This window comes from Cellulosilyticum sp., assembly GCF_982396655.1.
This window is the reverse complement of record NZ_CEVXFV010000058.1, coordinates 1-25,398: the sequence shown is the minus strand read 5'-3', so window position 1 is coordinate 25,398 and position 25,398 is coordinate 1. Positions and strand designations below refer to the sequence as shown.

Annotated in this window: 23 protein-coding genes; 4 read left to right on the top strand and 19 right to left on the bottom strand. The window is 34.9% G+C overall.

The features are described from left to right. Positions 1-88: 88 nt before the first annotated feature. The 10 genes from AC1VAQ_RS17795 to carB all read right to left on the bottom strand — a co-directional run bounded on the left by AC1VAQ_RS17795 (position 89) and on the right by carB (position 12,047). Positions 89-1,345 carry a D-alanyl-D-alanine carboxypeptidase family protein gene (locus AC1VAQ_RS17795; RefSeq protein WP_303244402.1) on the bottom strand — a complete coding sequence of 419 codons (1,257 nt, stop codon included), beginning with the start codon at positions 1,343-1,345 and terminating at the stop codon, positions 89-91. Between the two features lie 218 nt (positions 1,346-1,563). Continuing rightward, positions 1,564-2,007 (bottom strand): DUF2809 domain-containing protein, encoded by a 444-nt coding sequence (locus tag AC1VAQ_RS17790; RefSeq protein WP_302600347.1) that lies wholly within the window; start codon positions 2,005-2,007, stop codon positions 1,564-1,566. 24 nt (positions 2,008-2,031) lie between these two features. Continuing rightward, on the bottom strand, positions 2,032-2,373 hold the full coding sequence (locus AC1VAQ_RS17785; protein WP_302600348.1) for a hypothetical protein: 342 nt from the start codon (positions 2,371-2,373) through the stop codon (positions 2,032-2,034). 429 nt (positions 2,374-2,802) lie between these two features. Next, complete coding sequence (locus AC1VAQ_RS17780; RefSeq protein ID WP_302600349.1) at positions 2,803-3,303, bottom strand: MogA/MoaB family molybdenum cofactor biosynthesis protein; 501 nt, start codon at positions 3,301-3,303, stop codon at positions 2,803-2,805. Continuing rightward, positions 3,296-3,733 (bottom strand): MOSC domain-containing protein, encoded by a 438-nt coding sequence (locus tag AC1VAQ_RS17775; protein WP_302600350.1) that lies wholly within the window; start codon positions 3,731-3,733, stop codon positions 3,296-3,298. Before AC1VAQ_RS17775 ends, AC1VAQ_RS17780 begins: the two co-directional genes overlap by 8 nt. A gap of 1 nt (position 3,734) precedes the next feature. After that, positions 3,735-4,712 carry a GTP 3',8-cyclase MoaA gene (moaA, locus tag AC1VAQ_RS17770; RefSeq protein WP_302599590.1) on the bottom strand — a complete coding sequence of 326 codons (978 nt, stop codon included), beginning with the start codon at positions 4,710-4,712 and terminating at the stop codon, positions 3,735-3,737. Positions 4,713-4,755: 43 nt separating this feature from the next. After that, positions 4,756-5,973, bottom strand: a complete 1,218-nt coding sequence (locus AC1VAQ_RS17765) for a molybdopterin molybdotransferase MoeA (protein ID WP_302599589.1) — start codon at positions 5,971-5,973, stop codon at positions 4,756-4,758. A 2-nt stretch (positions 5,974-5,975) separates the two neighbouring features. After that, entirely contained in the window at positions 5,976-6,998 is a 1,023-nt protein-coding gene (locus tag AC1VAQ_RS17760; RefSeq protein ID WP_479904292.1) for a molybdopterin-binding protein, read from the bottom strand. A 282-nt stretch (positions 6,999-7,280) separates the two neighbouring features. Beyond that, the gene (locus AC1VAQ_RS17755; protein ID WP_302599586.1) at positions 7,281-8,657 is read right to left on the bottom strand and encodes an MATE family efflux transporter; all 1,377 of its coding nucleotides are present in this window, start codon (positions 8,655-8,657) and stop codon (positions 7,281-7,283) included. A gap of 174 nt (positions 8,658-8,831) precedes the next feature. Then, complete coding sequence (gene carB / locus AC1VAQ_RS17750; RefSeq protein ID WP_303244300.1) at positions 8,832-12,047, bottom strand: carbamoyl-phosphate synthase large subunit; 3,216 nt, start codon at positions 12,045-12,047, stop codon at positions 8,832-8,834. A gap of 537 nt (positions 12,048-12,584) precedes the next feature. Between carB and AC1VAQ_RS17745 the strand changes: the two genes are divergently transcribed. Then, on the top strand, positions 12,585-14,072 hold the full coding sequence (locus tag AC1VAQ_RS17745) for a right-handed parallel beta-helix repeat-containing protein (RefSeq protein WP_479904291.1): 1,488 nt from the start codon (positions 12,585-12,587) through the stop codon (positions 14,070-14,072). Positions 14,073-14,229: 157 nt separating this feature from the next. Further along, on the top strand, positions 14,230-15,123 hold the full coding sequence (locus AC1VAQ_RS17740; protein WP_479904290.1) for a metallophosphoesterase: 894 nt from the start codon (positions 14,230-14,232) through the stop codon (positions 15,121-15,123). A gap of 128 nt (positions 15,124-15,251) precedes the next feature. Here AC1VAQ_RS17740 and AC1VAQ_RS17735 read toward each other — a convergent pair whose 3' ends face one another. The 7 genes from AC1VAQ_RS17735 to AC1VAQ_RS17705 all read right to left on the bottom strand — a co-directional run bounded on the left by AC1VAQ_RS17735 (position 15,252) and on the right by AC1VAQ_RS17705 (position 22,125). Further along, positions 15,252-16,169: a SufB/SufD family protein gene (locus AC1VAQ_RS17735; RefSeq protein WP_302599581.1), complete on the bottom strand. Its 918-nt coding sequence runs from the start codon at positions 16,167-16,169 to the stop codon at positions 15,252-15,254. After that, the gene (locus AC1VAQ_RS17730; RefSeq protein WP_302599580.1) at positions 16,162-16,908 is read right to left on the bottom strand and encodes an ABC transporter ATP-binding protein; all 747 of its coding nucleotides are present in this window, start codon (positions 16,906-16,908) and stop codon (positions 16,162-16,164) included. The genes AC1VAQ_RS17735 and AC1VAQ_RS17730 overlap by 8 nt, the downstream gene beginning before the upstream one ends. 514 nt (positions 16,909-17,422) lie before the next feature. After that, complete coding sequence (locus AC1VAQ_RS17725; RefSeq protein ID WP_302599579.1) at positions 17,423-18,727, bottom strand: ArsB/NhaD family transporter; 1,305 nt, start codon at positions 18,725-18,727, stop codon at positions 17,423-17,425. 97 nt (positions 18,728-18,824) lie between these two features. Continuing rightward, entirely contained in the window at positions 18,825-19,946 is a 1,122-nt protein-coding gene (locus tag AC1VAQ_RS17720; RefSeq protein WP_479904289.1) for a hypothetical protein, read from the bottom strand. A 260-nt stretch (positions 19,947-20,206) separates the two neighbouring features. Then, the gene (locus AC1VAQ_RS17715; protein WP_302600178.1) at positions 20,207-20,845 is read right to left on the bottom strand and encodes a trimeric intracellular cation channel family protein; all 639 of its coding nucleotides are present in this window, start codon (positions 20,843-20,845) and stop codon (positions 20,207-20,209) included. 70 nt (positions 20,846-20,915) lie between these two features. Continuing rightward, positions 20,916-21,401 (bottom strand): SUV3 domain-containing protein, encoded by a 486-nt coding sequence (locus AC1VAQ_RS17710; protein ID WP_479904288.1) that lies wholly within the window; start codon positions 21,399-21,401, stop codon positions 20,916-20,918. Positions 21,402-21,492: 91 nt separating this feature from the next. After that, positions 21,493-22,125, bottom strand: a complete 633-nt coding sequence (locus AC1VAQ_RS17705; protein WP_302600176.1) for a superoxide dismutase — start codon at positions 22,123-22,125, stop codon at positions 21,493-21,495. Between the two features lie 184 nt (positions 22,126-22,309). Between AC1VAQ_RS17705 and AC1VAQ_RS17700 the strand changes: the two genes are divergently transcribed. After that, positions 22,310-22,810: a hypothetical protein gene (locus AC1VAQ_RS17700; protein WP_302600175.1), complete on the top strand. Its 501-nt coding sequence runs from the start codon at positions 22,310-22,312 to the stop codon at positions 22,808-22,810. A 215-nt stretch (positions 22,811-23,025) separates the two neighbouring features. Next, positions 23,026-23,703, top strand: a complete 678-nt coding sequence (locus AC1VAQ_RS17695) for a DUF5052 family protein (RefSeq protein ID WP_479904287.1) — start codon at positions 23,026-23,028, stop codon at positions 23,701-23,703. Positions 23,704-23,763: 60 nt separating this feature from the next. Here AC1VAQ_RS17695 and AC1VAQ_RS17690 read toward each other — a convergent pair whose 3' ends face one another. Then, positions 23,764-24,372, bottom strand: coding sequence for an Rpn family recombination-promoting nuclease/putative transposase (locus tag AC1VAQ_RS17690; RefSeq protein WP_302600180.1), 609 nt, complete (start codon positions 24,370-24,372; stop codon positions 23,764-23,766). A 98-nt stretch (positions 24,373-24,470) separates the two neighbouring features. Further along, a complete protein-coding gene (locus AC1VAQ_RS17685) occupies positions 24,471-25,235 on the bottom strand; it encodes a DnaD domain protein (protein ID WP_303244303.1) in 765 nt (254 codons plus the stop codon). Between the last annotated feature and the right edge of the window lie 163 nt (positions 25,236-25,398).

Below are 25,398 nucleotides of genomic sequence, written 5' to 3'. Positions count from 1 at the left end.
TGAGAAACCTCTTTACCTACATGTATATTTCAAGGTTTTACTTGGTTTCTCTATAATATCGACAGCTATAAGAGTTTACATAATAGGATTATAAAACCACCTGATATAAAATATCTATAGTTTGCCCAATACAAATTTCACCCTTTTTACAGAATAACTCTCTTTCCTTTAAAATTTCTGTTTCTATACATTTAGTGCCTTGATGCCATTTATCATCTAAAAACATAATGATTGTTGCTAACTGATCCTTAGTGACATAATCATCTTCTTCTAGCCCCATAAGCCCTATAATTTCATCTACATATGACTCTGGATAATTTTTACCTATTCTTTTTAAAATGCATGCCAACTGTCTTGTTCGAATCGGCTTTTGGAAATCTTCACCTCGACTTACCCATCCTCTTTCTTCAAAGTGTAAAACCGCCTGCTGCATTGCCATAGAAATAGATTTGTTATCTAATATATACGTGCCATCCACTTCTCTTAAGCTAAAATTTTCTCTACCATATTCAAACAGTTTATTAATATCTTCATACTGAGTAGGTGTGCTATCTTTCATTACTACTGCAATAAGTTCAATATTGTCATATACTGCTTTCGCCACTAACGTCTGCTTCGCATCATCATGAAAGCCTGTCTTACAAGCAACTACATGTGAATTATAATAAGGTGTTTCACGCTTAAGTAACCTAGAGGAATTAGTTATCTGGAAACTCGTTCCTTTATTATAGATATTAAAAGTATGCCGCGCAGTTCCTGCTATCTCTTCAACTAAAGGGTCATCAAAAGCACCTCTTGCAATTTGTGCCATATCATAAGGTGTCGTATAATGCGCAGGGTCATGATAGCCATGAGGATTTACAAAATGAGATTCATAAGCCCCTAAGCTTTGTGCTTTAGCATTCATCTGAGCTGCAAAATTTGAAATATCTCCTGCCGTACTACATGCCAAATCATAAGCAATGAAGTTATCAGACCCCAAAAGTAGGCCATATAAGCCTTCTTTTTTAGTATAACTATCTCCCACCTCTAAGCCTATTTGGCTGCTATCTCCTGGCACATTTTCTATACATGCCTGAGACTTTGTAATAATCGCATCATCATCTAATTCCTCTGATACAATAAGTGCTGTTAAAATCTTCGTAATACTAGCCGGATAAAGCGCCTCGTGCGCATTTTTCTCATACAATATTGTATTTGTCTTTGGCTCAATCAAAATAGCACCTTCTGCAGCTATTTCAGGTTCTGCCATAATAGACTCTGTCATCGTTGGTACTGCTAACATTGAACTCGTTATGCCTAACGTAAGTATACAAATTAACCTTCTCATTCCCTTTCGTACCATTTTCTCCCCATCCTATCTTCTCTTGTTTAATAAATGTTTTACTATATTTTACCATTTTATCTTTATTTTCTCAATATTATATGTATCATTGCTTGACAGATAATATATTTAATACTGCAATACAAGAGAATCCTTAGATTCAAAAATAGAGGTATCGTGAAACTATTTATAGTTTCACGATACCTCTTTACTTAAAGTGTATTTTTAGTGAACATCATCTATTCTACTAATCTAATTTTAGTATCCTTTTGATGTATCCTTATTTGATTTCTTATGAGACTTAAACTAATGTTTATCCCGCCTCCTAAAATAATTCCTACTGTATAGCAGATTAAATCTGACCATAAAAATCCTCTACCTAGAACTAAGGCCCCAAATGTTGTCTCCCGAATATGATTAATCCACTGCGCCTGATAAAGCTGAGAAATTTCAATTCCAAAGCTAAATAGCAGTGCAATACACACCGCTTTATACACCTTCATAGGCGGTGATAAAAAGCGTAGCCCGAAATATACCATCATTGCCCATAATGTGTCCCCTGCATAAAGCCTTATAAATTCTGGCAAATATGTACCTAACTTTCTAGAGGCAAGACCTAATATCATAATGCTTAGCGTCAAAATGCCATATAGTATCCGTTCTTTAAACATATTCTTTTTCATATACTCACCCACTTCAATAGCCTACTATGCAATCATCTTGCAGAGTATTAAAATGAGTAGTGCTATAACGACCAAGCCGACATACATGATTACTTCTAAGTGATGTGTCTGAATCTCTAACTCATTCATCATGCGTTCAAAATCGATACCAGTTCTATAAAAATGAGATTTCTTGATGGCCTCATCAAATTTAATTTTTAATGCGTGTTTCTCTTCCTTTGTGTAGCCATCCCACATTTCTTTTTCTATTTTTGTATTATACATAGATGTACTGCATTCACTACATAGTTGCAGTTCTTCTTCATTCTCATGCACTGCACTGCCTAAAAAGCCACATTTTGGACAATAATAAATATATCTTTTCATGTAATCACCCCACTATGAATATTAAAAAAATAATATCTTTTCTTACAATAATAACATAAATACTTATCTACGTATATTTATAGATTCATATTTGCAAAATCTATAAAGAAAACTGTTTATCTGATGTATCATTTAGATTTATAGTTGATTTCTCTATAAAACATAATAAATAGCTATATAGATTTCACATTTATAAAATTTAGTTACTCATAGTTTTGTGGTATATTTCAAGTTTTCAATTGTTTTCTCTATCACTTATGAATATGAAATTATTTTAAAAGTAAAGAAAACAAAAAGGAAGTGTTGCGAAATTCGTCAAATCATTTCGTAACACTTCCTTTTTAAGGTCGTATGAATCATTTTTTAACTCGTATAGCACATTGTCTTTGTCCATTGAACACGCCCTATAGGATTTATATCATAATATCTTTATTTATGATCTGGCATGGCACATTCCGATGCGCTTCCTATTAATATTTCAATACCATGTTGTAGACTTCCCATAATGCTTTCTAAGTTTTCTCTTACAGCTTTAGGACTACCTGGCAGATTAATAATTAATGTATCCTTTCGAATCCCCGCTGCACTACGACTCAACATCGCACGTGGCGTAATCTGAAGGCTATAGTAACGCATAGCTTCTGGAATACCTGGTACCTGCTTTTCTACGATATCTAATGTAGCTTCTGGTGTACAATCTCTCTTTGAAAACCCTGTGCCACCTGTTGTTAAAATTAGGTCCACACGTTTTTCATCACACCAAGTTTTCATCATTTCTGAAAGCTGTGCCCTTTCATCAGGTAAAATCACATATTCGACTACCTTAAAGCCTTTTTCTTCCACCATCTCTTGAATGACTTTACCACTTTGGTCTTCTCTTTCACCCTTTGAACCTTTATCACTCGCTGTGATAATACCAACTCTAATCATTTTGTTTAATCTCCATTTCATCGCCCACTTTAATTGTGCCACCTTTTAAGACACGCGCAAATACGCCTTCTCTAGGCATAATGCAATCACCTACTTGATAATAAATCTGGCAATGCTGATGACACTGTTTACCAATTTGTGTGATTTCAAGCTCTACCTCATTACATTTAAAGATTGTGCCAACTGGTACATTTCTAAAATCATAGCCTTCTACAATAAGATTTTCCCCAAAGGCTCCCGGATGCACCTGGCCACCCCTTGCTTTGAATTCTTCAATTTTCTCATTTGAAATTAAGCTCACTTGACGATGCCATTTCCCTGCATGTGCATCATTCTCAATTCCAAAATCCTCAATAAAATTTGCTTCTTCTATTTTTACCTTTTGTGTCCCACGTTTTTCACTAATACATATTGCTAATACTTTTCCCATCTTAGCCTCCTATTTGCGCCATTATTTTATCTTCTATATTATCAATTTCTAAGTCGTTAAAATGATGTTGTACCGGTTTGCCTGCTGTTGCATCACTTATTACCTGTGTTAACTTTTCTTCAGTGATGCCTGCTCTTACCAAACGCTTTAAATCCACACCATCTTTGGAATGTAAGCACAATTTCAAGAAGCCATCCGCTGTCAGACGAATACGATTACATTCTTCACAGAAACATTCACTTACTGCGCTAATAAAGCCGATTTTACCTTTAAATCCATCAATTTCATAATATTTAGCTGGGCCATTCCCCATCTTGCCATCATAAGGTTTTAATGGTCCAAATTCCGCTTCTAATTGTTTTTTAATTTCTTGTTTAGAAAGTGGCTTAAGCTGTGGGCCAAGGCCAATAGGCATAAGCTCAATAAATCTAACACTTACCCTTCCTGACATAGTCAGTCTTGCTAAGTCACAGATTTCATCTTCATTAAAATTCTTTGCTACCAAACAATTAAGCTTCACACTTTTTAATGGATATGTCATGGCTTTATGAATACCTGCTAATACCTTATCCAGTCCATCAACGCGTGTAATCTCCTTAAAACGTTCATGTTTTAATGTATCTAAACTAATATTAATGCGGTCTAACCCCGCATCTACAAGCGCCTCAATTTTTTCCTCTAATAAAAAGCCATTAGTCGTTAAAGTCACTTCATCAATACCAGGAATTTCTTTAATTTGCTTAATTAAAACATGTAAATCTTTTCTTACAAGAGGCTCTCCACCTGTAATTTTAATCTTAGAAATGCCGAGCTTCGCCCCGCTACGACATATCTTAAGGATTTCTTCAAAGCTTAAGCGTGCTTCATTTGGCATACATTGTATGCCCTCTTCTGGCATACAATACGTACATTTAAAGTTACAATGATCTGTAACAGATATTCTTAAATAGTCAATTCTTCTATTTTGTTTATCTAACATAAGCTGCTCCTCAAACACACCTAATTATTCTTCCCTCATCCTTTTACAATCTATCGCGTAATAAAATCACCTTTACAGTTTCACCCATAGCTAACTTCTCTGTTCCGGCTGGAATATCAATGAGACAATTGCATAAACTCATTGTATATAATGCACCTGACGCATGATTGTGATGATTTAAGTACACCTTACCATCTTTATAAGTGCCTCGAATAAAACGTCTTTTTTTACTTTTTTTATTAAACTCACTCGCCATTATACCTGTACATGCTATGTTTAAAATTTCGCTATCGCCTAAAATCTTACTACATACAGGCCTTACCAGCAGTTCAAAATTTACAAGTGCTGCAAATGGATTTCCTGACAAGCTAATCATTAATTTATCATTTATAAGGCTTCCAAGTACTGGTGTCCCCGGCTGAATTGCTACGCGCCAAAACAAACGCTTAGCCCCTAGTCTTTCTATGACTTCATGCATAATATCTTTCTTACCTACAGACACTCCGCCTGTGGTTACGATAAGCGCTACACGATTTATATAATGCGCAATTTGCTCAGCTACTGCCGCCGCTGTATCTTCACAAGTTTTAATCCAAATAATATCCATGCCTAATGTTTTACCTAAAGTACTCATCATCATGCCATTGCTATTATAAATTTTCCCAGGCAATAATGGCGTGCCTGCTTCCATGAGCTCATCACCTGTACATAAAAGTAGCATTTTAGGTTTTGCCTTTACTTTAACTTTACAAATCCCCATACTACTTAAAATGCCTAATGTAATGGCATTTAATTTCTCACCACATTTTAAAAGTAATGTTCCTTCTTTAATATCTTCACCTGTAAAGCAATAGTTCTCAAAAGGCTTAAGCTGCGTATAAATAGCTACACTGCTTTCACCATAATCTGTCTCCTCTTGACGCAGGACACAATCACACCCTTTTGGAATAGGTGCACCTGTCATAATGCGAACAGCTTCTCCTTGCTTTACTTCACCCTCAAAGTAATCACCTGCACATACCTCGCCTATTACTTTTAATGTAACTGGTGTTTCTTTGCTAGCCCCTATGCTACTCTCTGCCATAAAGGCATAACCATCTAAAGGTGAACGGTCAAAAGGCGGATTATTAATCGGTGCATAAATATCTTCATTTAAAATACGTCCATTTGCTTCTTCTAATGTAACTTCTTCAAAGCCAACTATGCCCTTTACTTTTTCAAGTAGTATGTCTTTTGCATCTTCTAGGCTTATATTGACCATGTTTATTCTCCTTTTCCAAAATGACAATGTGGATAATGACAAGGCTTGCATCCTGTACATAGGCCGCCATGTCCTAATTTAACCAAATCCCTTTTACTTAACTTCTCACCAGTCATTACTCTTGGTAATACAAGGTCAAATACCGTAGCCCCTGCATACATTACACAACCTGGTAATCCCATAATCGGAATATCTCCTTTATATGAAAGCAAGAACATTGCCCCTGGAAGTACTGGTGCACCATAAGAAATAATCTCTGCCCCTGTTTCTTTAATTGCACTTGGTGTGACATCATCTGGGTCTACGCTCATGCCGCCTGTACAAACTATCATATCTGCCCCTTTTGCTAAGAAGCCTTCAATAGCTGCTGTAATCATTTCCTGCTTATCATCTACGATTTCTTGTCCTAAAATTTCTACGCCAAATGGCTTAAGTTTTTGACGGATAACAGGGCCAAATGCATCCTTAATACGGCCTTTATAAACTTCACTGCCAGTTGTTACAATCCCTACTTTTTTATGAATATATGGCACTAAGCTTAAAAGTGGCTTATCGCCAGCTGCTTTTTTTACTTCTTCCATTGTTTCTTTTTCAATAAGTAACGGAATAACTCTTGTCCCAGCCAATGTATCTCCCTTTTTAACTGGAAAATTATTATGTCTTGTTGCAATCATTACACGGTCAATGCTATTGATATCCATAAGTCTTTCTACATCTACCTTGAATACGCCATCACACTGAGCGATTGCTTCAATCTTCCCTTCCTTTACCTCTGAAGGTGCAATATTCTCATTATGACAAATCCCATATAAAATTTCTGCCGCCTCATTTTCATGAAGCATATTGTCATCTTTTTCCCAAATATAAAGATGCTCTTTTCCAATAGAAAGCAGTACTGGAATATCTTCTTTTGTCACCACATGCCCCTTTTTAAAGGCTACACCTTTTTTAACGTCTTTTACAATCTGTGTAATATCATGACAAAGTACGTGCCCGACTGCATCTTCTGTGCGAATTTGTTTCATTACGTCATACCTCCTTGCGTTCTACCATTATTTTGTAATTAATAATAGTATATGTATTTATCTTAAATCTATTTGTACCTTTACAGGATTATTGCCTTTAAATCTAGTATTCCTCTTACTATGATTGTTAAAAATTCTACTATCTTTAGTATATTCAAGTCCATTTATTTTTTCTGTAATATATATCACGTTTTCAAGTAACCTGTGAAAAGTTTCACATTTTTAACTTTGAATACATCACACTATTTTAGCATATTCTATCATTTAAAACAGTAGCTATTGCTACACTTCTATTTGTTTACTTTCTATTTTCGTAGTAAGCCCCTTTATCTTCCACTTTCCTTGACCATAACGTATACAACTGATAAGGGCGGTAATAGTCCATGTAAGTCCTGTTGTAAACCATATACTAAGTGAGCCTACTGCTGGAATCATACTCAGCGGTTTTGCAAAACCGACACGCCCACCTACTTCTACAAATCCTGAAAGCATCGCAAAGTTTGCATCCCCTGCGCCATTTAATACATTACGCGTCACATAAATCATCCCTAGTGCCGCATAGAAAAGGCATACAATCTGGATACCTTGTGCACCTGCTGCAATAACTGCCTCATCGCTCGTAAACCATTTCATAATATCTTCTGCAAAGACCCAGTTAAGAGGCAGCATCATTAAACTGAAAAATGTACTAATACGCGTTCCTGCCCAAAAGCCTTTCTTCACTCGCTCAATTTGACCTGCCCCCATATTTTGTCCTGTATAAGTAGCAAGTGCTGCACCTAAAGAATTAAATGGCTGTTGCACTAACTGCTCAAAACGATTTTCCACAGTAAAAGCAGCTACCGTGACTGGCCCAAATCCATTAATGACCCATTGTAAAAATACGCAAGATATAGCAATCATGGAATTTTGAAGTGCTACCGGAATGCCCAGTCCTAAGCTTCTTTTTAATAAATCCTTATGTACTACAATTTCTCTTAGTGGTATACGGAATAATTCATTGTGTCGCCTTGCAAAAACAACGCATCCAATAGCTGCCACGGCTTGTGCAATAATGGTAGCAACACCTACACCTAGCACGCCCCAACCAAAGTTTACGACAAATACATAATCTAGCCCCACATTTAATACACATGCCACACTTAGAAAAATCAGCGGCGTCACTGAATCTCCCAAAGCACGCAAAATAGAAGCAAAACCATTATATAGCCCCACTGCCAGCATACCTGCACAGGTAATGCGCATATATAAAATAGCATCTTCTAGCATTTCAGGAGGTGTCTGCAACGCACTCATAATCGGTCTTGCTAAAACAATTCCCAGAATCCCCATCAGAAGTGAACTAAATACCATGACATACATGGCCGTACTAATTGCCTCTTTCACCCGTTTCATTTGTGCTGCTCCGAAAAGCTGTGAAATTACAATCCCAATACCGGCACTTAACCCAAATGTTAATGAAAAAAACAAGAAGGTAATTGAGCCCGTAGCACCTACTGCTCCTAATGCATTTGCCCCTACAAATCGCCCTACAATCATGGCATCTACCATATTATAAAACTGTTGAAATAAATTACCTACCAACATAGGCAGTGAAAACTTAATGAGTAACTTCGTTGGATTCCCCTTTGTCATATCATAAGTAAAATCTCTGGCCACCTAAATCCTCCTCACTTAATTAAATTAATTTTTTATATTATCTATTCCATTATAGCAATCTCTCTCTCAAATAAACATTACTTTCTAAAAACAAAAATAGGTCATTATATTCTTTATAAAGTAATATAATGACCTACCTTATTAACTTTTCTTTACACTTCTATCTTGCTTCTATCACGCCTCTATCTCACTATGGAATTCTTGTAATGATTTAATCGTTTTACCTTTTCCGCTTTTTACAGCCTTAATTCCTTCAACTGTTGCTCTAGCGCCCGCCATTGTTGTGACATAGAAGACACGTTTACGTATAGCGGCTTTACGAATATAGCTATCATCATCAGCCCCAGTTTTATCATTTGGCGTATTAATTACAATATCTACTTCATTATTCGTAATGGCATCTAAAATATTTGGGCGACCTTGTTGTAATTTAAAAATTCGCTCTGCTTTAATGCCATTTGCATTTAAAAGGTCAGCTGTCCCTCCTGTGGCAATAATTTTAAAGCCGCACGCCGCAAATCCTTTTGCAACTTCTACTACTTCACCTTTATCTCTGTCACTTACACTAATAAGTACAGTGCCTTCAAGTGCAATCTTAGTCTGTGTAGCTTCCTGTGCTTTGTAATAAGCTTCACCGAAGTTATCTGAAATACCAAGTACTTCCCCAGTCGAACGCATTTCTGGTCCTAAAATTGGGTCAACTTCTTGGAACATATTAAATGGAAATACAGCTTCTTTTACCCCATGATGCTTAAACTTCTTATCCTTTAAACTAGGTACTGGTGATGGACGTCCTGTCAGCTCGCTTGTAATAATGTCTGTAGCATATTTCACCATCTTGATATTGCATACTTTTGAAACAAGTGGCACCGTACGTGATGCACGAGGGTTTGCTTCTAAAACATATACTTTGTCGTCCTCAATGGCATATTGCATATTCATAAGACCACGTACATTCATTTCCTTTGCAATTTTCTTTGTATACTCTTTAATGATTTGCACGTTTTTATCAGAGATGTTCAGTGATGGTAAGATACATGCTGAATCTCCTGAGTGAATGCCTGCAAGTTCAATATGCTCCATAACAGCTGGTACAAATACGTTTTCACCATCACTAATAGCATCTGCTTCACATTCTGTGGCATTGTGTAAAAATCTATCAATTAAAATTGGGCGATCTGGTGTCACACCTACAGCGGCCTTCATATAAATTTCTAAACTCTTAGGCTCATGGACTACTTCCATCCCGCGTCCACCAAGTACATAAGATGGTCTTACCATGACTGGATAGCCGATACGGCTTGCAATCTCTAATGCTTCTTCTACATTAACTGCCATGCCAGACTCTGGCATAGGAATATTAAGTTTATTCATCATTTCTCTAAATAAATCTCTATCCTCTGCAAAGTCAATTGTTTCAGGAGATGTTCCTAATATATTAACACCTGCTGCTTTTAAATCAGCTGCTAAATTTAAAGGTGTTTGACCGCCAAATTGAGCAATGACACCCAGTGGTTTTTCCTTTTCATGAATACTTAGTACATCTTCTAATGTAAGCGGTTCAAAGTAAAGCTTATCAGATGTATCATAGTCTGTACTTACTGTTTCTGGATTACAGTTAATCATGATTGTTTCAAAACCTAACTCTCTTAATGCCTTGGCTGCATGTACGCAGCAATAGTCAAATTCAATTCCTTGACCAATACGATTAGGTCCACTGCCTAAAATCATAATTTTAGGTTTATCTGTGCTGACTTTTGACTGATCTTCGATATTATAGCTAGAGTAATAATATGCTGCATCTGGTGTGCCACTTACATGTACACCTTCCCAAGCTTCTTTGATGCCATAACTTAAACGTTTTTCACGTAACTGTGTTTCTGTTACCTCTAATACTTTGGCCAAGTAACGATCTGAGAAACCATCTTGTTTTGCTTTTAAAAGTATTTCCTTATTAGGTACTTGTCCCTTCATGCTTATAAGCTGATTTTCTTCTTCTACAAGTTCTTTCATTTGTTCTATAAAATAAGGCTTAATTTTAGTGAGTTCAAACAGTTCTTCCACTGTCGCCCCTTTTCTTAAGGCTTCATACATAATGAATTGTCTTTCACTCGTAGGAATATGTAACATTTGAAGCAGTTCCTCTTTTGTCTTATGATTAAAATCTTTTGCAAATCCTAAGCCATAGCGGCCTGTTTCAAGACTACGAATCGCCTTTTGGAAAGCTTCTTTATATGTTTTTCCGATACTCATAACTTCCCCTACGGCACGCATCTGTGTACCAAGCTTATCTTCTGCATTTTTGAATTTCTCAAAGGCCCAACGTGCAAACTTAATTACCACATAATCCCCATCTGGTTTATATTTGTCTAATGTCCCATATTTGCCACATGGAATATCTTTTAGCGTCAATCCTGTTGCAAGCATAGCCGATACTAATGCAATAGGAAAGCCAGTTGCTTTAGAAGCTAATGCTGATGAACGAGAAGTTCTTGGATTAATTTCAATGACAATAATACGCCCAGTTTCTGTGTGACGCGCAAACTGTACATTGGTTCCACCGATTACCTCAATCGCCTCTACAATCTTATAGGCTTGACGTTGAAGTTCTTGTTGTACTTCCTCTGAAATAGTGAGCATAGGTGCTGAACAGAAAGAATCCCCTGTATGTACACCTAGTGGGTCAATATTTTCAATGAAACATACTGTTATCATATTACCTTCTTTATCACGTACAACTTCTAATTCAAGTTCTTCCCAACCTAATATCGATTCTTCTACTAAAACCTGCCCTACAAGACTGGCTTGAAGCCCTCTTGCACATACTGTACGTAGTTCATCTTTATTATAGACAAGGCCGCCACCTGCGCCGCCCATTGTATAGGCTGGGCGAAGTACGACAGGATATCCTAACTTATCTGCAATGGCTAAGGCTTCATCTACACTATACGCTACTTCACTTCTTGCCATTTCAATACCAAGCTTATTCATCATATGTTTAAATTCAATGCGGTCTTCACCACGTTCAATGGCATCTACTTGTACCCCAATAACTTCTACATTATATTTCTTTAAGATGCCTAGCTTATCAAGTTCTGAACATAAGTTAAGACCTGATTGTCCGCCTAAATTAGGTAATAAACAGTCAGGACGTTCTTTTTCAATAATCTCTTCAAGACGTTTTGCATTAAGTGGTTCAATATAAGTTACATCCGCAATCTCTGGGTCTGTCATAATTGTTGCAGGATTTGAGTTTACAAGTACAATTTCATATCCTAATTGACGTAATGCTTTACATGCTTGCGTTCCTGAATAATCAAATTCACATGCTTGTCCTATAATAATAGGGCCTGAACCAATAATCAATACTTTCTTAGATTTACTCTCCATTCTCATATATCCTCCAAAATTCTTATTTCTACTCCTCTGTTATGAGCTATTAGTCTCAAATTGTATATATTATATCATAAAATTTTATATATTATATATTTTTTATTGCCATTCATGTATATTTATTTAATATTTTGTTTTTTTAGTTTATTTATTGTAAACCCAAACTATATATTTCATTCTCAGTACATTTTAACAATATTATTAAGAAACTTTTTATTTTCTTTCATATTTCTAAATATATTTTTGATTTTTCTAACCAGACATCTTTGTATAAATATCACAAAAACTCAATTAAAATTCTTTTCATCTTATTTATTTTCAACTCAACACTTATACTTTCTACATACAATTCACATTTTATTGTATTTTCTACCAAAGGAAACGCATTTTTTTATAGCACTTTTTATATTTATTTACTACACACTAAACTGTAATATATAAATATAAAAAAAATTATTAATATTTTTTTGTAATTTTTTTTCTTTATGATTAGCTAATATGCTATCAAAAATATAATGTAAAGGAGCAATATTTATGGTAAAGAATTTGAAAAGACTTTTTTCAACATTTTTAAGCTTTGCAGTAGTATTTTCAGTATTAATTTCACCAACAACACTTTTAGCTGCAAGTGCTTCCTGGAATTTTAAGGACACAAACTTTAAAAATCTAGGTACAATTTCATCTTCTATAACAGTAGATAACCTTGGACTTATTGCAACAAGTTCAAAAACAATGTCTGTTATAGCTAACTCTCAGACGCTTAATGGCACAAGCTATACATATGCTTTAGCACTAGGCGGTGGCGGTTCTACATCTTATAGAGCCGTTAAAGTTCCTGTAAATGGTGCAAGTACTATTAAGGTAACGCTTATGTCTTCTGGTTCTTCTACAAGAAGTCTTGTTGTGGCTAATAGTAGTGGTTCTAAACTGACTACTTTAAGTGCAGGTACAAGTCTTGCAACGCAATCTTATAACTACACAGGTAGCAAAGGCTATGTTTATCTTTACTCAAGTGGTAGTGGCATTAATATTTTCAAAATTCAAGTAGATGACAATTCATCAAGTTCTGGTTCTGGCTCTGGTTCAGATTCTGGTTCAGATTCTGGTTCATCATTAGGTAATACAATCGTTGTTTCAAATGGTGGCACAAGCTTATCTTCAGCCATTTCACAAGCTAAATCTGGTACAACGATTATTGTAAATGGTACTGTTAAATCTGGTACAGTTAACCTACCAGCTGGTGTAACACTTAAAGGGCAAAATAATGCCGTAATCGACTTCTCTCAGACATCTGGAAGTAATCGTGGTATTGTAATTGCTACAAACGGCTCAACACTTCGTGACATTAAAATCATTAATGCAGCTGATAATGGTATTTATATTACTGGTTCAAACAACACTTTCTATAATGTAGAAACAGCATACAATAAAGATGCTGGTGTCCAAGTATCAAATGGTGGCGCTTATAATAAATTCTATAACTGCTACTCTCACCACAATGCAGATGCAAAAGGCGAAAATGCTGATGGTTTTGCTGTAAAATTACATTCTGGAGAAGGTAACTACTTTGAAGGATGTACAGCTGAGTATAACTCTGATGATGGTTGGGATTTATATGCAGCACATGGCGCAGTAACATTTGTTAACTGTAAAGCAAACTATAACGGTGAATGTAATGGTATTAAAGGTGATGGAAACGGCTTCAAACTTGGTGGTGTAGATAATAAAACATCTGGCACAGCAGCGCATCTTGATCCACTTCCTCACAAACTTACAGATTGTAGTGCAAAAGGAAACTTAAAAAATGGTTTTGACCGTAACAATCAAAATGGTGTTGTTACAATGATTAGATGTACAGGTGATAGCAATAAAGGCAAAAACTTCAACTGGCCTCTAACAGGTAAACCATCTGCTTTAGGTTACACAGTAACATTTGGTAAAGCTATTTTAAATAACTGTACTTCAATTAATGGTTCAAATAATATTACTGGTGCAACTTTAACAAATTGCATTGGCTTCTAAACAAAAAAGACGTAGCATCTGCTACGTCTTTTTGTTTTCCACCTACTTTTTCCAAAGAGTAATTTATAACAATTTGGTTATAATTTTTACTAGAATATAGATTTTAATTTATAGTCTACACTTCTATATTACGCTTTAAAAGTTAGGAGTCCACGCTATGTTTACAAATCAAAGGCTAACTGAAACTTATTGCCGCGCACCTATCAAACACTTTGATGAGCATTCTAAGTTTATTTTCTTTAGTGACCTTCATAGAGGAGATGATAGTATCTCTGATGAATTCGCACGCAATCAAACGCTTATGCTCTGTGCCCTTAAGTACTATTATAATAAAGGGTATACTTATATTGAAGTAGGAGATGGCGATGAACTCTGGGAATATAAACATTTTCAATATATTCGTACTGCTCATACTGATATTTTCGCCTTACTTAAAGCCTTTTATGAGGCAAATCGTTTTATCATGCTCTACGGTAATCATAATATATTCTTAAAAGATCAAAAGTATGTTGCCAAACATTATTATCATTTCTATGATCAGTACGAAGATAAAGTCACTGATTTACTAAATGGTATCATACCACTAGAAGCAGTGATTCTAAGACATAGAAAAACAGGTCAGAAAATTTTAGTTATGCATGGTCATCAAGGCGACTTACTCAATGACCAGCTCTGGCCTATCAATATGTTTTTCCTCCGTTACTTCTGGCGTTTCGTCCATGTAGTCGGTTTTAAAAATCCTTCAAGTCCTGCTAGAAATTATCAAAAGCGCCACAAAGTCGAAAAGAAATATAATAAATGGATTCAGGAAAATAAAGACATGCTAATCTGTGGACATACGCACCGTGCAAAATTTCCTAAGAAAGGGCATCTTCCTTATTTTAATACAGGTTCTTGTATTCATAGCAAAGGTTTATCTGGTATTGAGATTATAAATGATCAAATTATGACCATTCAGTGGCGCCTAGAGGCAGATGAAAACGGCTATGTTAAAGTCGTCAGACACATTATTCATGGCCCTGGACCCCTTACTAGCTTTGCCTTTCATTAATCCTTTTTAGATTGAGCGGCAAAATAGTGAACTTGATCTACTACTTGATCTACTAAAAGAGGAGCCTTTCTCGAAATGATTTCGTATGGCTCCTTTTACATGCACTCTTTTTATAAACCTAACTTAAACTAACTTAAAAATGTATCAATAATTACAGCTTCTGCTTCCTCTTCTGTAAGGCCTAATGTTTGAAGCTTAATAAGCTGTTCATTGTTGATTCTACCAATAGCTGCTTCATGAATAATCTGAGCATCCTGATGATTGGCCTCTATCTCTGGAATAGAGCGTACCTTGGCTTCATCCATAATAATGGCATCACATTGAATATGCGCTTTACATTTGTTATTTCCAATCGCACTTGGATGGAATACTTGCTTAGAGGCATTCTTAGCAACTGAACGTGATACAATTTGTGTTGCAGCATCCTCTCCTTCTAAATAAATAGACATATTAGATTCTGCCACTTGTTGATCATGTGTCATAAGCTTTTCTGTAACGACTAACTTAGCACCTTTTTGAAGATAAGCCTTTGTCTCTCTTAAAGTAGAATCTACGCCCTTAATTTGTACCATTTCCATCTCACAATAAGATTCCTCATCCATATTAACTATAGTCGTCGGATTAAGTACACGCGCGCCTGTCCCTTCTCCTTCTCCATAATGCTTCTCAACATAAGTTACTTTCGCACCCTTGCCTATATAAAAAGTATGGATGCCGTCATGTTGGCTTGTATCACATCCGCAGTTATGAATCCCACAGCCTGCTACAATCTCAACCTGTGCTCCCTCTCCTATTTCAAAATCATTATAAACTTTATCATATTCTCCTGATTTAGTCATAATCACTGGAATGTGTACACTCTCGCCTTTTGTTCCTGGTGCAACCTTAATGATAATGCCTGGTTGATCCTCTTTACTGATGATTTGGATATTAGGCGTCGAAAAACGTTCTACCCCCTTACCATCAGCACGTATATTATAAGCGCCCGTTGGTTTCTCTGTCATATCTGCTACAACTTTTAATAAGTTCTTCTCTACATTATTCATGTGATTTTTCCACCGCCTTACTCATATTACATGTACATTTTGTTTCTACATCACCTTTTAAAATAGGCAATATCTCTGCCTTGCTCCCATAAGCTTTTACTTTTCCATCTGCAATAATCATAATATCATCTGCAAACTCTATAATACGTTCTTGGTGAGAAATAATAATAATCGTTTGATCTTTGTGCATAGCTAACTTCTTAAATGTATCTACTAACAATGAAAAACTCCACAAGTCAATACCCGCCTCTGGTTCATCATAAATAGCCAGATGTGGTTTTCTTGCTAAAAGTGATGCAATTTCAATACGTTTAAGTTCACCACCTGAAAGGGAGCTATCTACATCACGTTTTAAATATTCTTTAGCACATAAACCTACCTCAGATAAATAATCACAAGCTACCTTTTCTTCTAACTTATCCCCAGCTGATAATTCTAATAGCTTTTTAACAGTTATTCCTTTAAAACGTGGTGGTGCCTGAAAGGCATAACCGATACCACTTTTAGCACGTTCAGAAATCCCCAAGTTTGTAATATCTTTTCCTTCAAAATATATATTACCTGAAGTGGGTGTTGTAATTCCCATAATGATTTTAGCTAATGTAGATTTTCCACCACCATTAGGACCTGTAATGACTAATACCTTACCTTCTTCTACATTAAAGTTAACTTGTTCTAATACTTTAACCTCTCCATTAGGTCCAGGTACTGTGAAACTTATATCTTTTAATTCAAGCATACTTTACCTCTTTTCCCATTTATATGTTATGAAATATTTCATCTGTAATATACATCCTAAAACATCTCACTTCTCTATGGCATTTATCTTTTATTATAGATTTCACATTGATAAGACTTGGTTATTCATAATTTTAGTCATGTGAAATCATTAGGAGAAACCTATTTACCTACATGTATACTTCAAGTTTTTAATTTGTTTCTCTATAGATTTCACATTTATAAGACTTGGTTATTCATAATTTTTAGTCATGTAAAATCATTAGGAGAAACCCTATGATGTGTCATTTAGAGTTAGGGTTAGTTTCTCTATATTGCTATATATTATAGCATATATTGTAAAACATTTTAATTTTTTTATATTTTTTAGTATTAAAACTTAATTTTGATATAAAAGAAGTGGTACACTACTATAGATTTCACATTTATAAATTTGAAGAAAACAACTTACCTAACTGTATATTTCAAGTTTTAGTTGGTTTCTCTATATATTCTTAGTTTTGTACCACCTCTTTTTACACAAGGACTGCAATACATATATAAATATATATTGCATCGAGTGCAAGCATTATTATAGAAAAAGGTATTGAAAAAATAACATATTTCTTTAAGCTAAAAATCTGCTCAATTCTTTTCCTCTCACTCTCATCATTGACTTGCTTTAGAAATCTATTTACTTCACTCAATAAAATAGGACCTCCAGTAGCTGACCAAGGAAGCATACTGCTCCCTGCAAGAATTCCTAATGCCAGTGCAACATATATAAATTTATTAGGTACTGCACCTTCTAATGCTTGACAAATTGGTAATAATGTAGCTGCTGCTGGGCCTGCTGACAGTAATGTTGCAATACAAAATCCTATAAGGAGTACAGCTAGGGCTATTAGATAGCCACTACTACCAGTAATTCCCATAATAGAGTTTGCTACAATTTTTAAAAAGCCACAATTCTCCAAAATACCACCCATTAAAAATAATGCAGCTAAAAAAGTGATTGAATCCATAATTTGTAGTCCATTTAGAGCATCCATCGGATTCTTTTTTTGTACAAGTAATAAAATACCTCCGAAAAATAATGAAACATAGGCAATAGATATCTTGTAAAATGGTGCAATACTTACACTTACAATATAAAGTATAAAAATAATAGCTGGAACTTTTATTTCCTGCTTATTTATAATAGGCTTATCATTATATGTTAGGACTTTTTTTTCAGTACTTCCCTTATCGCCTCTATACCACAAATATGAATATAAAGAAAGCCCTACAGCATAAACAAAACAAGGTATAAATAGTTTAAGCAAAAAATCTATCAAATTAAAGTCTGTATAGAGTGTTAATATAACCGCTGGTGTATCAGCCCAAGGTAAAGCTGCACCACCTATATTAGAACCAATGACTATACTTACAAGTAACGGAATAATCGGCAATTTATAATCCTTAGCCATGCATAATGCCATTGAAGCAAACAATAATACAACTGTTAGATTATTCATAAACAATGATGTTACGTATATCAGTAATGGCATACACATTATAATAACAATTCTTCGCGACTTAGAGAATTGTAAAAACTTATATTCTATATAATTGATAATTCCTGCACGTTCAAATACATCTGTAAATAATGCTAATACAATGACCAAAATAATAATTTCACTAGGAAAGGATTGAAACGCAACAATAGGATCAAAACTCTGGTTTATAACGCCTAAAGTTAATAATAAGCCTGCACCAATGAAGGTAATTGCTGTGCGATGCTTTGAAAAGAAAACCATTCCTATATAAATAGCTAACGTTATAAATAATATCAGATACATCATATCCCCCCAATGTGCTATCTTAACAGCTAAAGATTAATAAAAGCCTAGTCTATAATCCTTCTATATCCTAGACCCTTATTAACTTTCTAAGATCTTAGTTTTTTAAGCTATAGCGCATTTTTTCACGTTTGTTGCTATTTTCTTTGCCAATGTAACTTTCTTGATCCTTACAAGCTGAAGATATTTCACCACTTACTAAATGTCCACCCCATTTAACCTCTATTTCATCTACACCGGGACTATAAATATGCACTTGTGGTTCAACATCATCATACATACTTGTAACAGCTGTTACTGTAAGATACTCTGGCATTTTATCTTTCTTCTGCTTGCATTGATTATTCTTTTTATCTTTATCATTTTGACAACATGCATTATCTGACTTAAAGATAGCCAATAAACGACTATTACTTAACCATTCAAAATAAATAAGCTGATAAGACTCTATATACTTTTGCTTCTTAAGATGCATGGCACGAATACTGCCATTATACCCACTATCATCTGTATAAATATGCAGTCTAAATGCAACTTGCCTTTCTTTTGGGCCTTCTGGCTTCTTATCCTGTGGACCGCCTATTTTCTTATCTTGTGAACCTTCCTGACTCTTACCATCCATGCCTTTTTCGTCTTTATCTCTTCCAGATTCTCCGTCTTCTATGCAATATTGATCCCCATCATAACATTTATCTTTTCTACATTCTTTATCGTATTCATCAGCCCTGCAGCCTTTATCACATTTACCATCTTTTCCATCTTTATGGTCTTTATCACATTTGCCATCTTTTCCGTCTTTATGGCCTTTATCACACTTGCCATCTTTTCCGTCTTTATGGCCTTTATCACATTTGCCATCTTTTCCGTCTTTATGGTCTTTATCACATTTGCCATCTTTTCCGTCTTTATGGTCTTTATCACATTTGCCATCTTTTCCGTCTTTACCCTCTTTATCCTTCCTATTTTTATTACGTCTATCTTCTCGCGTCTTAGGATCTTCATCCTCGAAAATACCTTGCAACTTTACAAGTGTATTAATCTCATAATTAAATTTGTCCCATGGCAAATCCCATAGTTCTTCTTCCTTATGAATCCTAAACGCTGCACGTTTAACCTTTTTTGCTTTTCTTGTTTCATGATAGCACTCATTTTTGTTATCATAAAAGTTCTTATTATGATTAGGTTTTTTATCATAATTTTTACTTTCTTTAGACCCCATAATATCCTCTCCCTTTAAGTTAACAACGTACTATTTTTATATCGTTGCACTTTTATATTATGCGAGCTTACCAAGTATTGACTCTAAATTGGTCGTTATTTGACATTTAATTAAAATTTAGGAGGATTTCACAAATACTCCCCAGTATTTATTAGACTTAATTTGACAAAAATAGCATGTGAAAAGGAGCAACACAAAATTATACGTAATTTTATGATGCTCCTTTTTAATATGTATATTTTTTAATATGTATAGTTTAATTATTCCATGCGTATCCTAGGTAAATTCCATTTATAATGGGACGCTAACACTCTAATCAGTATTACAACAATCGCCCCCCAGAACATCGCCATTTCTTTACCTAAATAAAACCATAATATAATGCATACAATAGCCCCACCAATTGAAGCACAGCCATATATATGCTTCTTAAATATATATGGAATATTTCCAGCTAAAAGGTCTCTTACAATGCCGCCACCGACACCTGTAATAAGCCCTACAAATATCAGTAAAATACTGCTTGGCATATTAATTCTCTCTATAGCAGTTTGTACGCCTACTACTGTAAATACCCCAAGCCCTACTGTATCACTTATAAATAGCAAGGAATTTAATGGTCTTACATTATTCACATAATGTTTCGAGTAAAGCCATACGGCAATAAACGTTAAGATAGCTGTAATCATAGCAATGACAATGCTTCTCGGATTACAAAAAGTAAGTGGAGGCGTAATACCCAGCGTAATATCTCTAATAATTCCTCCACCTACAGCGGTTACAATGCCTAATATAGTGACACCCAACAAATCCATTTCCTTCTCTATTGCTACTGCTGCACCTGAAATTGCAAAAGCGATTGTTCCTATAATGTCAAAAATTAAAATGTACTTATCCATGTTGCCTTATCCGCTCCTTTAGTTTCTCATGCCTATTATATACATATTCTATAAGCTATGCAAGAAAGGGTTAGAAACGGCTGTCTAAAAGTAACTTATTGATGCACTCACTTACCTCTTCACGTTTTTTATAAACCCACTCTAAATCAATTTCTATACCAAAACTCCTCGCAAAACCACAATATAAATTTACCTTCTGATAATAAGCCTCTAAACTTTCTAGTCTATGCTCACTCTCTAATGGTCTTGGAAGCACCTTAAGTTTTCTAATGAAATAGCTATGCACTAAATCCATAAAGTAATCAAACACCATTTCATTATGGACATCAAAAGTTAATTTCATCAGCCTCCATTCCACTTCTTCAGACAACTTATAGCTTCTAATGCGCTCTAAGATAAAAAGATAATCACTAATTTCCATCTTCTTATAATAATTTAGCTTTTCTTCTCGCTGATGCCATAGGGCCAGTTTTTCTCTAAGTGGTAACCCTTTAATCAGAAGAAGGGCTTCACTAGGACCGATTATTGCCGTTTGCAGTGGTTCATCAATTTGCAAAAGCAACAAGTATTGTGCTAAATAGCAAAAAAGCTATAAAACTGATATAATGCTCAAGTTTTATAGCCTCTTTCTTTATTATATTAACTTTTTAACACCCTTTACAAAGGCAATCTAAATCTTTCATATAAAGTGTTTCTACAGCTGCCCAATCAATTACATTCCAGATATTCTTTACATATTCAATACGTAGATTTTTATAATCTAGATAATAAGCGTGTTCCCATACATCTATATTTAAAATAGGTGTTAAACCTTCTGGAAGCGTAGTATCTTGATTTTTAACTTGTTTAATAAATAAGCAACCGTCTTTATCCTTTACAAGCATACCATATCCTGAACCAAATTGATTGATTGCTGCATTTGTAAGCTGGTCTTTTAATCCCTCTACACTTTCAAAAGCCTTATTAATAGCTTCGAGCAACTTACCTTCTGGCTCTTTTTTAGGTGTTGGAGAAAGAATAGAAAAGTATAAATTATGGTTATACACACCCCCTCCATTATTAATAACACCTTGTCTAATCTCTGTTGGAATTTGCTCTGGATTTGCAAGCAAAGCCTCTAATGGCTGATTTTTATCTCGCTCTCCCCATGTTTCTAAAAGACCATTTAATTTGTCCACATATCCTTGTAAGTGTTTACTGTAATGTGTTTCTACTGTCGTAGCCCCAATATAAGGTTCTAGTGCATTATAAGCATAAGGTAAATCAATTTTATTATACATATTACTTCCTCCTAGTAGATTTCATTTTCCACCTTATATTAACCTTTGAACTTTATAATTATGCAACTTTCACTAATTTATACCCTTCAGTTTCCTTTAAGTTTTTATATCTCTCCTATAGATTATTTTTGCTTTTAGAGTTATGGTAAAAGAGACAAGACTATTTCATAAGGGGGTTTTAACAATGCATTTTGTAGAAATGAATGGTTACACTATTTATGAAAATGGAGAAATACTAGGCAAGAAAGGAAAGGCACTTAAACCGTATCTTCACAACGGCCATGCCGAAGTTAAAATCAATTTGGATGGCTCAGGTCCCAAACACTATACTCTAAGTCGACTTGTTTATTGGGCTTTTCACCCCGAGTTTGATTACGATAACAAAAACATGTGCGTATCATGTAAAACTGGTAATTATATAACCTTTACTTTACAAGACTTAGAACTCAAACCACGTAAAGACCTTATCCAAGGCGAACTTCATAAAAGCTGTGCTAAACTTACAGATCACGAAGTTCATGAGATTAGACGACTCTATCAAGGTAAAGCAGGTAGCAATCAATTTGATAAAACAAGTCTTAGTCAAAATGACTTAGCCCAAATTTTCGGTGTCTCACGCTCCAATATTAGTCTTATCACTCGCCAAAAGGGCAGAACACCTATTGTTTATAAATTATTAGCTTAATAACTTTTATATAAATAGGCCACCATACATTCTCGCATGGCGGTCTATTTTCTTACCCTTTATCTTGAACTCTTCTTTTTTATCCTCCCCGTTGCTTCCTTATTTTGCTATGCTATAATAGTCCATATAACATCAAGCGATTCAGTCGCATTATCAACTCAAATTTTGAGTTTGGAGTAGCAAAGTTAAACTTTCCTATTCTACAAGAAAAGGAGATGCACATGATCAAATCAACTTACAAAAAACCTATATGCCTCTTACTCATACTCTTAATGGTAGTCAGCTTATTTACTGGCTGTACCCAGATTGAACACTGGTTTAAGGGCAAAAAGGGCCAACTTATCGGTGAAAGCTTTACATTTTCTGTTTACAACGACTACGGCATAGCTACCAGCACAATTTCCGGCAACAACATTAGCATTGGGCAATATGCTGGTAAGGCAACCTATGATTCCGAAGGAAACAAAACCTCCAAATTTGATAGTGAAGTTCTAGAAATCACAGTAGATGGCTATCAAATGCTTCACGTAGGCAGCACACTTGTCTTTGAAGAAAATGGCCTATCAAAAATCTATGAATACGATAACACTGAAACCACTACTCAAGACATTGCAAATACGGCTAACAATGTTAATCTTCAAGTGAATGGCCACGGCGGCTTCATTCCTCTGGATAAACTTATCAACAAATTAGGTAATGCTATTGGCAAATCTAAAATTGTAGTCATTAACTCACAACTAGGTACACCTTTAGCCGTTTATCAGGGAAATCGTGTCTCTGTAGAAGTTCCTGAAAATCTTCCTAAGATGACAAGACTCACAATCGATGGCAAATCCTTATATCTACATCGTGTAGAATATCAGATTTACGATGCCGCAATGTTTAAATCATAATATACACAAAGAACTACTCGCATAATTTTTACCATTATACTAGTAGTTCTTTCTCATATATTATAGTTTTTGTTTTCTTAATTTCTTAACCTCTTCTAACGGAATTCCTATTCGTGTTGCAATCGTTTCATCATCTAACAAATCAAGAAGGGCTTTAGCCACTTCTAACTTTCCTTCTTCTCTTCCTTCTTCATATTTCTCTCTATCTCTCTCTAAAAGTGTCATATACTCCACCTCCATTGATTTATCCTTCTTTAAGTAGCTGACCTTCTCATTAATTTCTTTTACAAGCTTGCTTTTAGCACTATTAGCTACTGCATCTGTAGAGTTCTCAATATATGTTAGAAATTCTAGCATCTCATCATCTACATCTCTCATTGACCCTTGTGTATTTAAAAATATCTTACCAGTTTCATCGCCTAATGCTAAATTATAATCCTCATTGCATCTATTTTCAAACGTATAAATATGTCTTCCTTTCTTAAAAGGATCAAATGTGCAAATGAAGATTACAAAGCTCTTCCTAAGTTCATTATAATCGCTTCCCTTAGTAATCATATCTAAGTCAATATTGCCTTGATAATAGCGACTTCTTTTAGACAGATTGTTCTTTTTACCTTTTTGCATTTCTATATTATAGATTGTATTATTCTCATCATTAACATAAATATCTAAAAATATTTATTCTTATTATAGCCTAAAATATATAGTTTTTAAACATCCATATTTGTTCTTGTTTCAACTCATCTAAAATAAGTACAAGCTCTTCATACTACCCGATATGCCGTATACTTTTCTTCATATTCAAAGACTTCATCAAAAGTATATGCTCCCTGTGAACCCAGCTTTTTTAAGATGCCTTGTGCATAATCAAAACCTTTTCCTTTACCGCCTGCTAACTCTAAGGCATAGAGAATCACCTTCTTCTCAAACCGCTGTAAGAAGCTTCTCAAAGCAGCTTTCACCTTAGGTGAAGGCTGCTGCCCAAAAGCTTCATGATATTCCTGCAACACTTCCGCATCTACCTCTGGTAAATGCCCATGATAACTTACAACAGCTACTTCTTCTTGTTGTTGTTTATTATTTATAGTCTTATTATTTAAATGATTATTACTTAAAGTATTATTTATAGCCCCCATCTTATCAACTTCTGCACTAACCACCTCTGCTCCTTCCAGAGATGCATTATGTACATTTAGAAAGTCCTTCCCTTTTTCTTCTATTCCACTTTGTGGTTCATCAAAAAGCTCATACTCATAATAAAACATACCTTTTTCACCCTTCAACTTATGCTGTACTAAATATCCATTCTCCTTAAGCTGCTTCCACATACGATTAAAAGCCCTTTGCCCAAGTCCAGTCACCCTCTGTAAATGCCCCTTATAAAGCACAAAGTCTGGAATAGAAATAAAATAATTAATCATATTATGCAAGGTTTTTGTATCCATATCCAATCTCTCATCAAATAAAACTGTATTGCTCGCAGCCGTAAAAGAGGTTTTCTTGCATCTAAATTTACCCGTTTTCTCCATTGTATCCACTCCATTTGATTTATTTTTTTGACATCATCCATATACTACATATATGTCATCAAATAGACCTCTTCCCTAGCTTTTTTATAATTTTCATTAATTTAGATTTAATCGAGTAGGAGGATAACCATTAATTGATTATCCGACCTCTCACACCACCGTA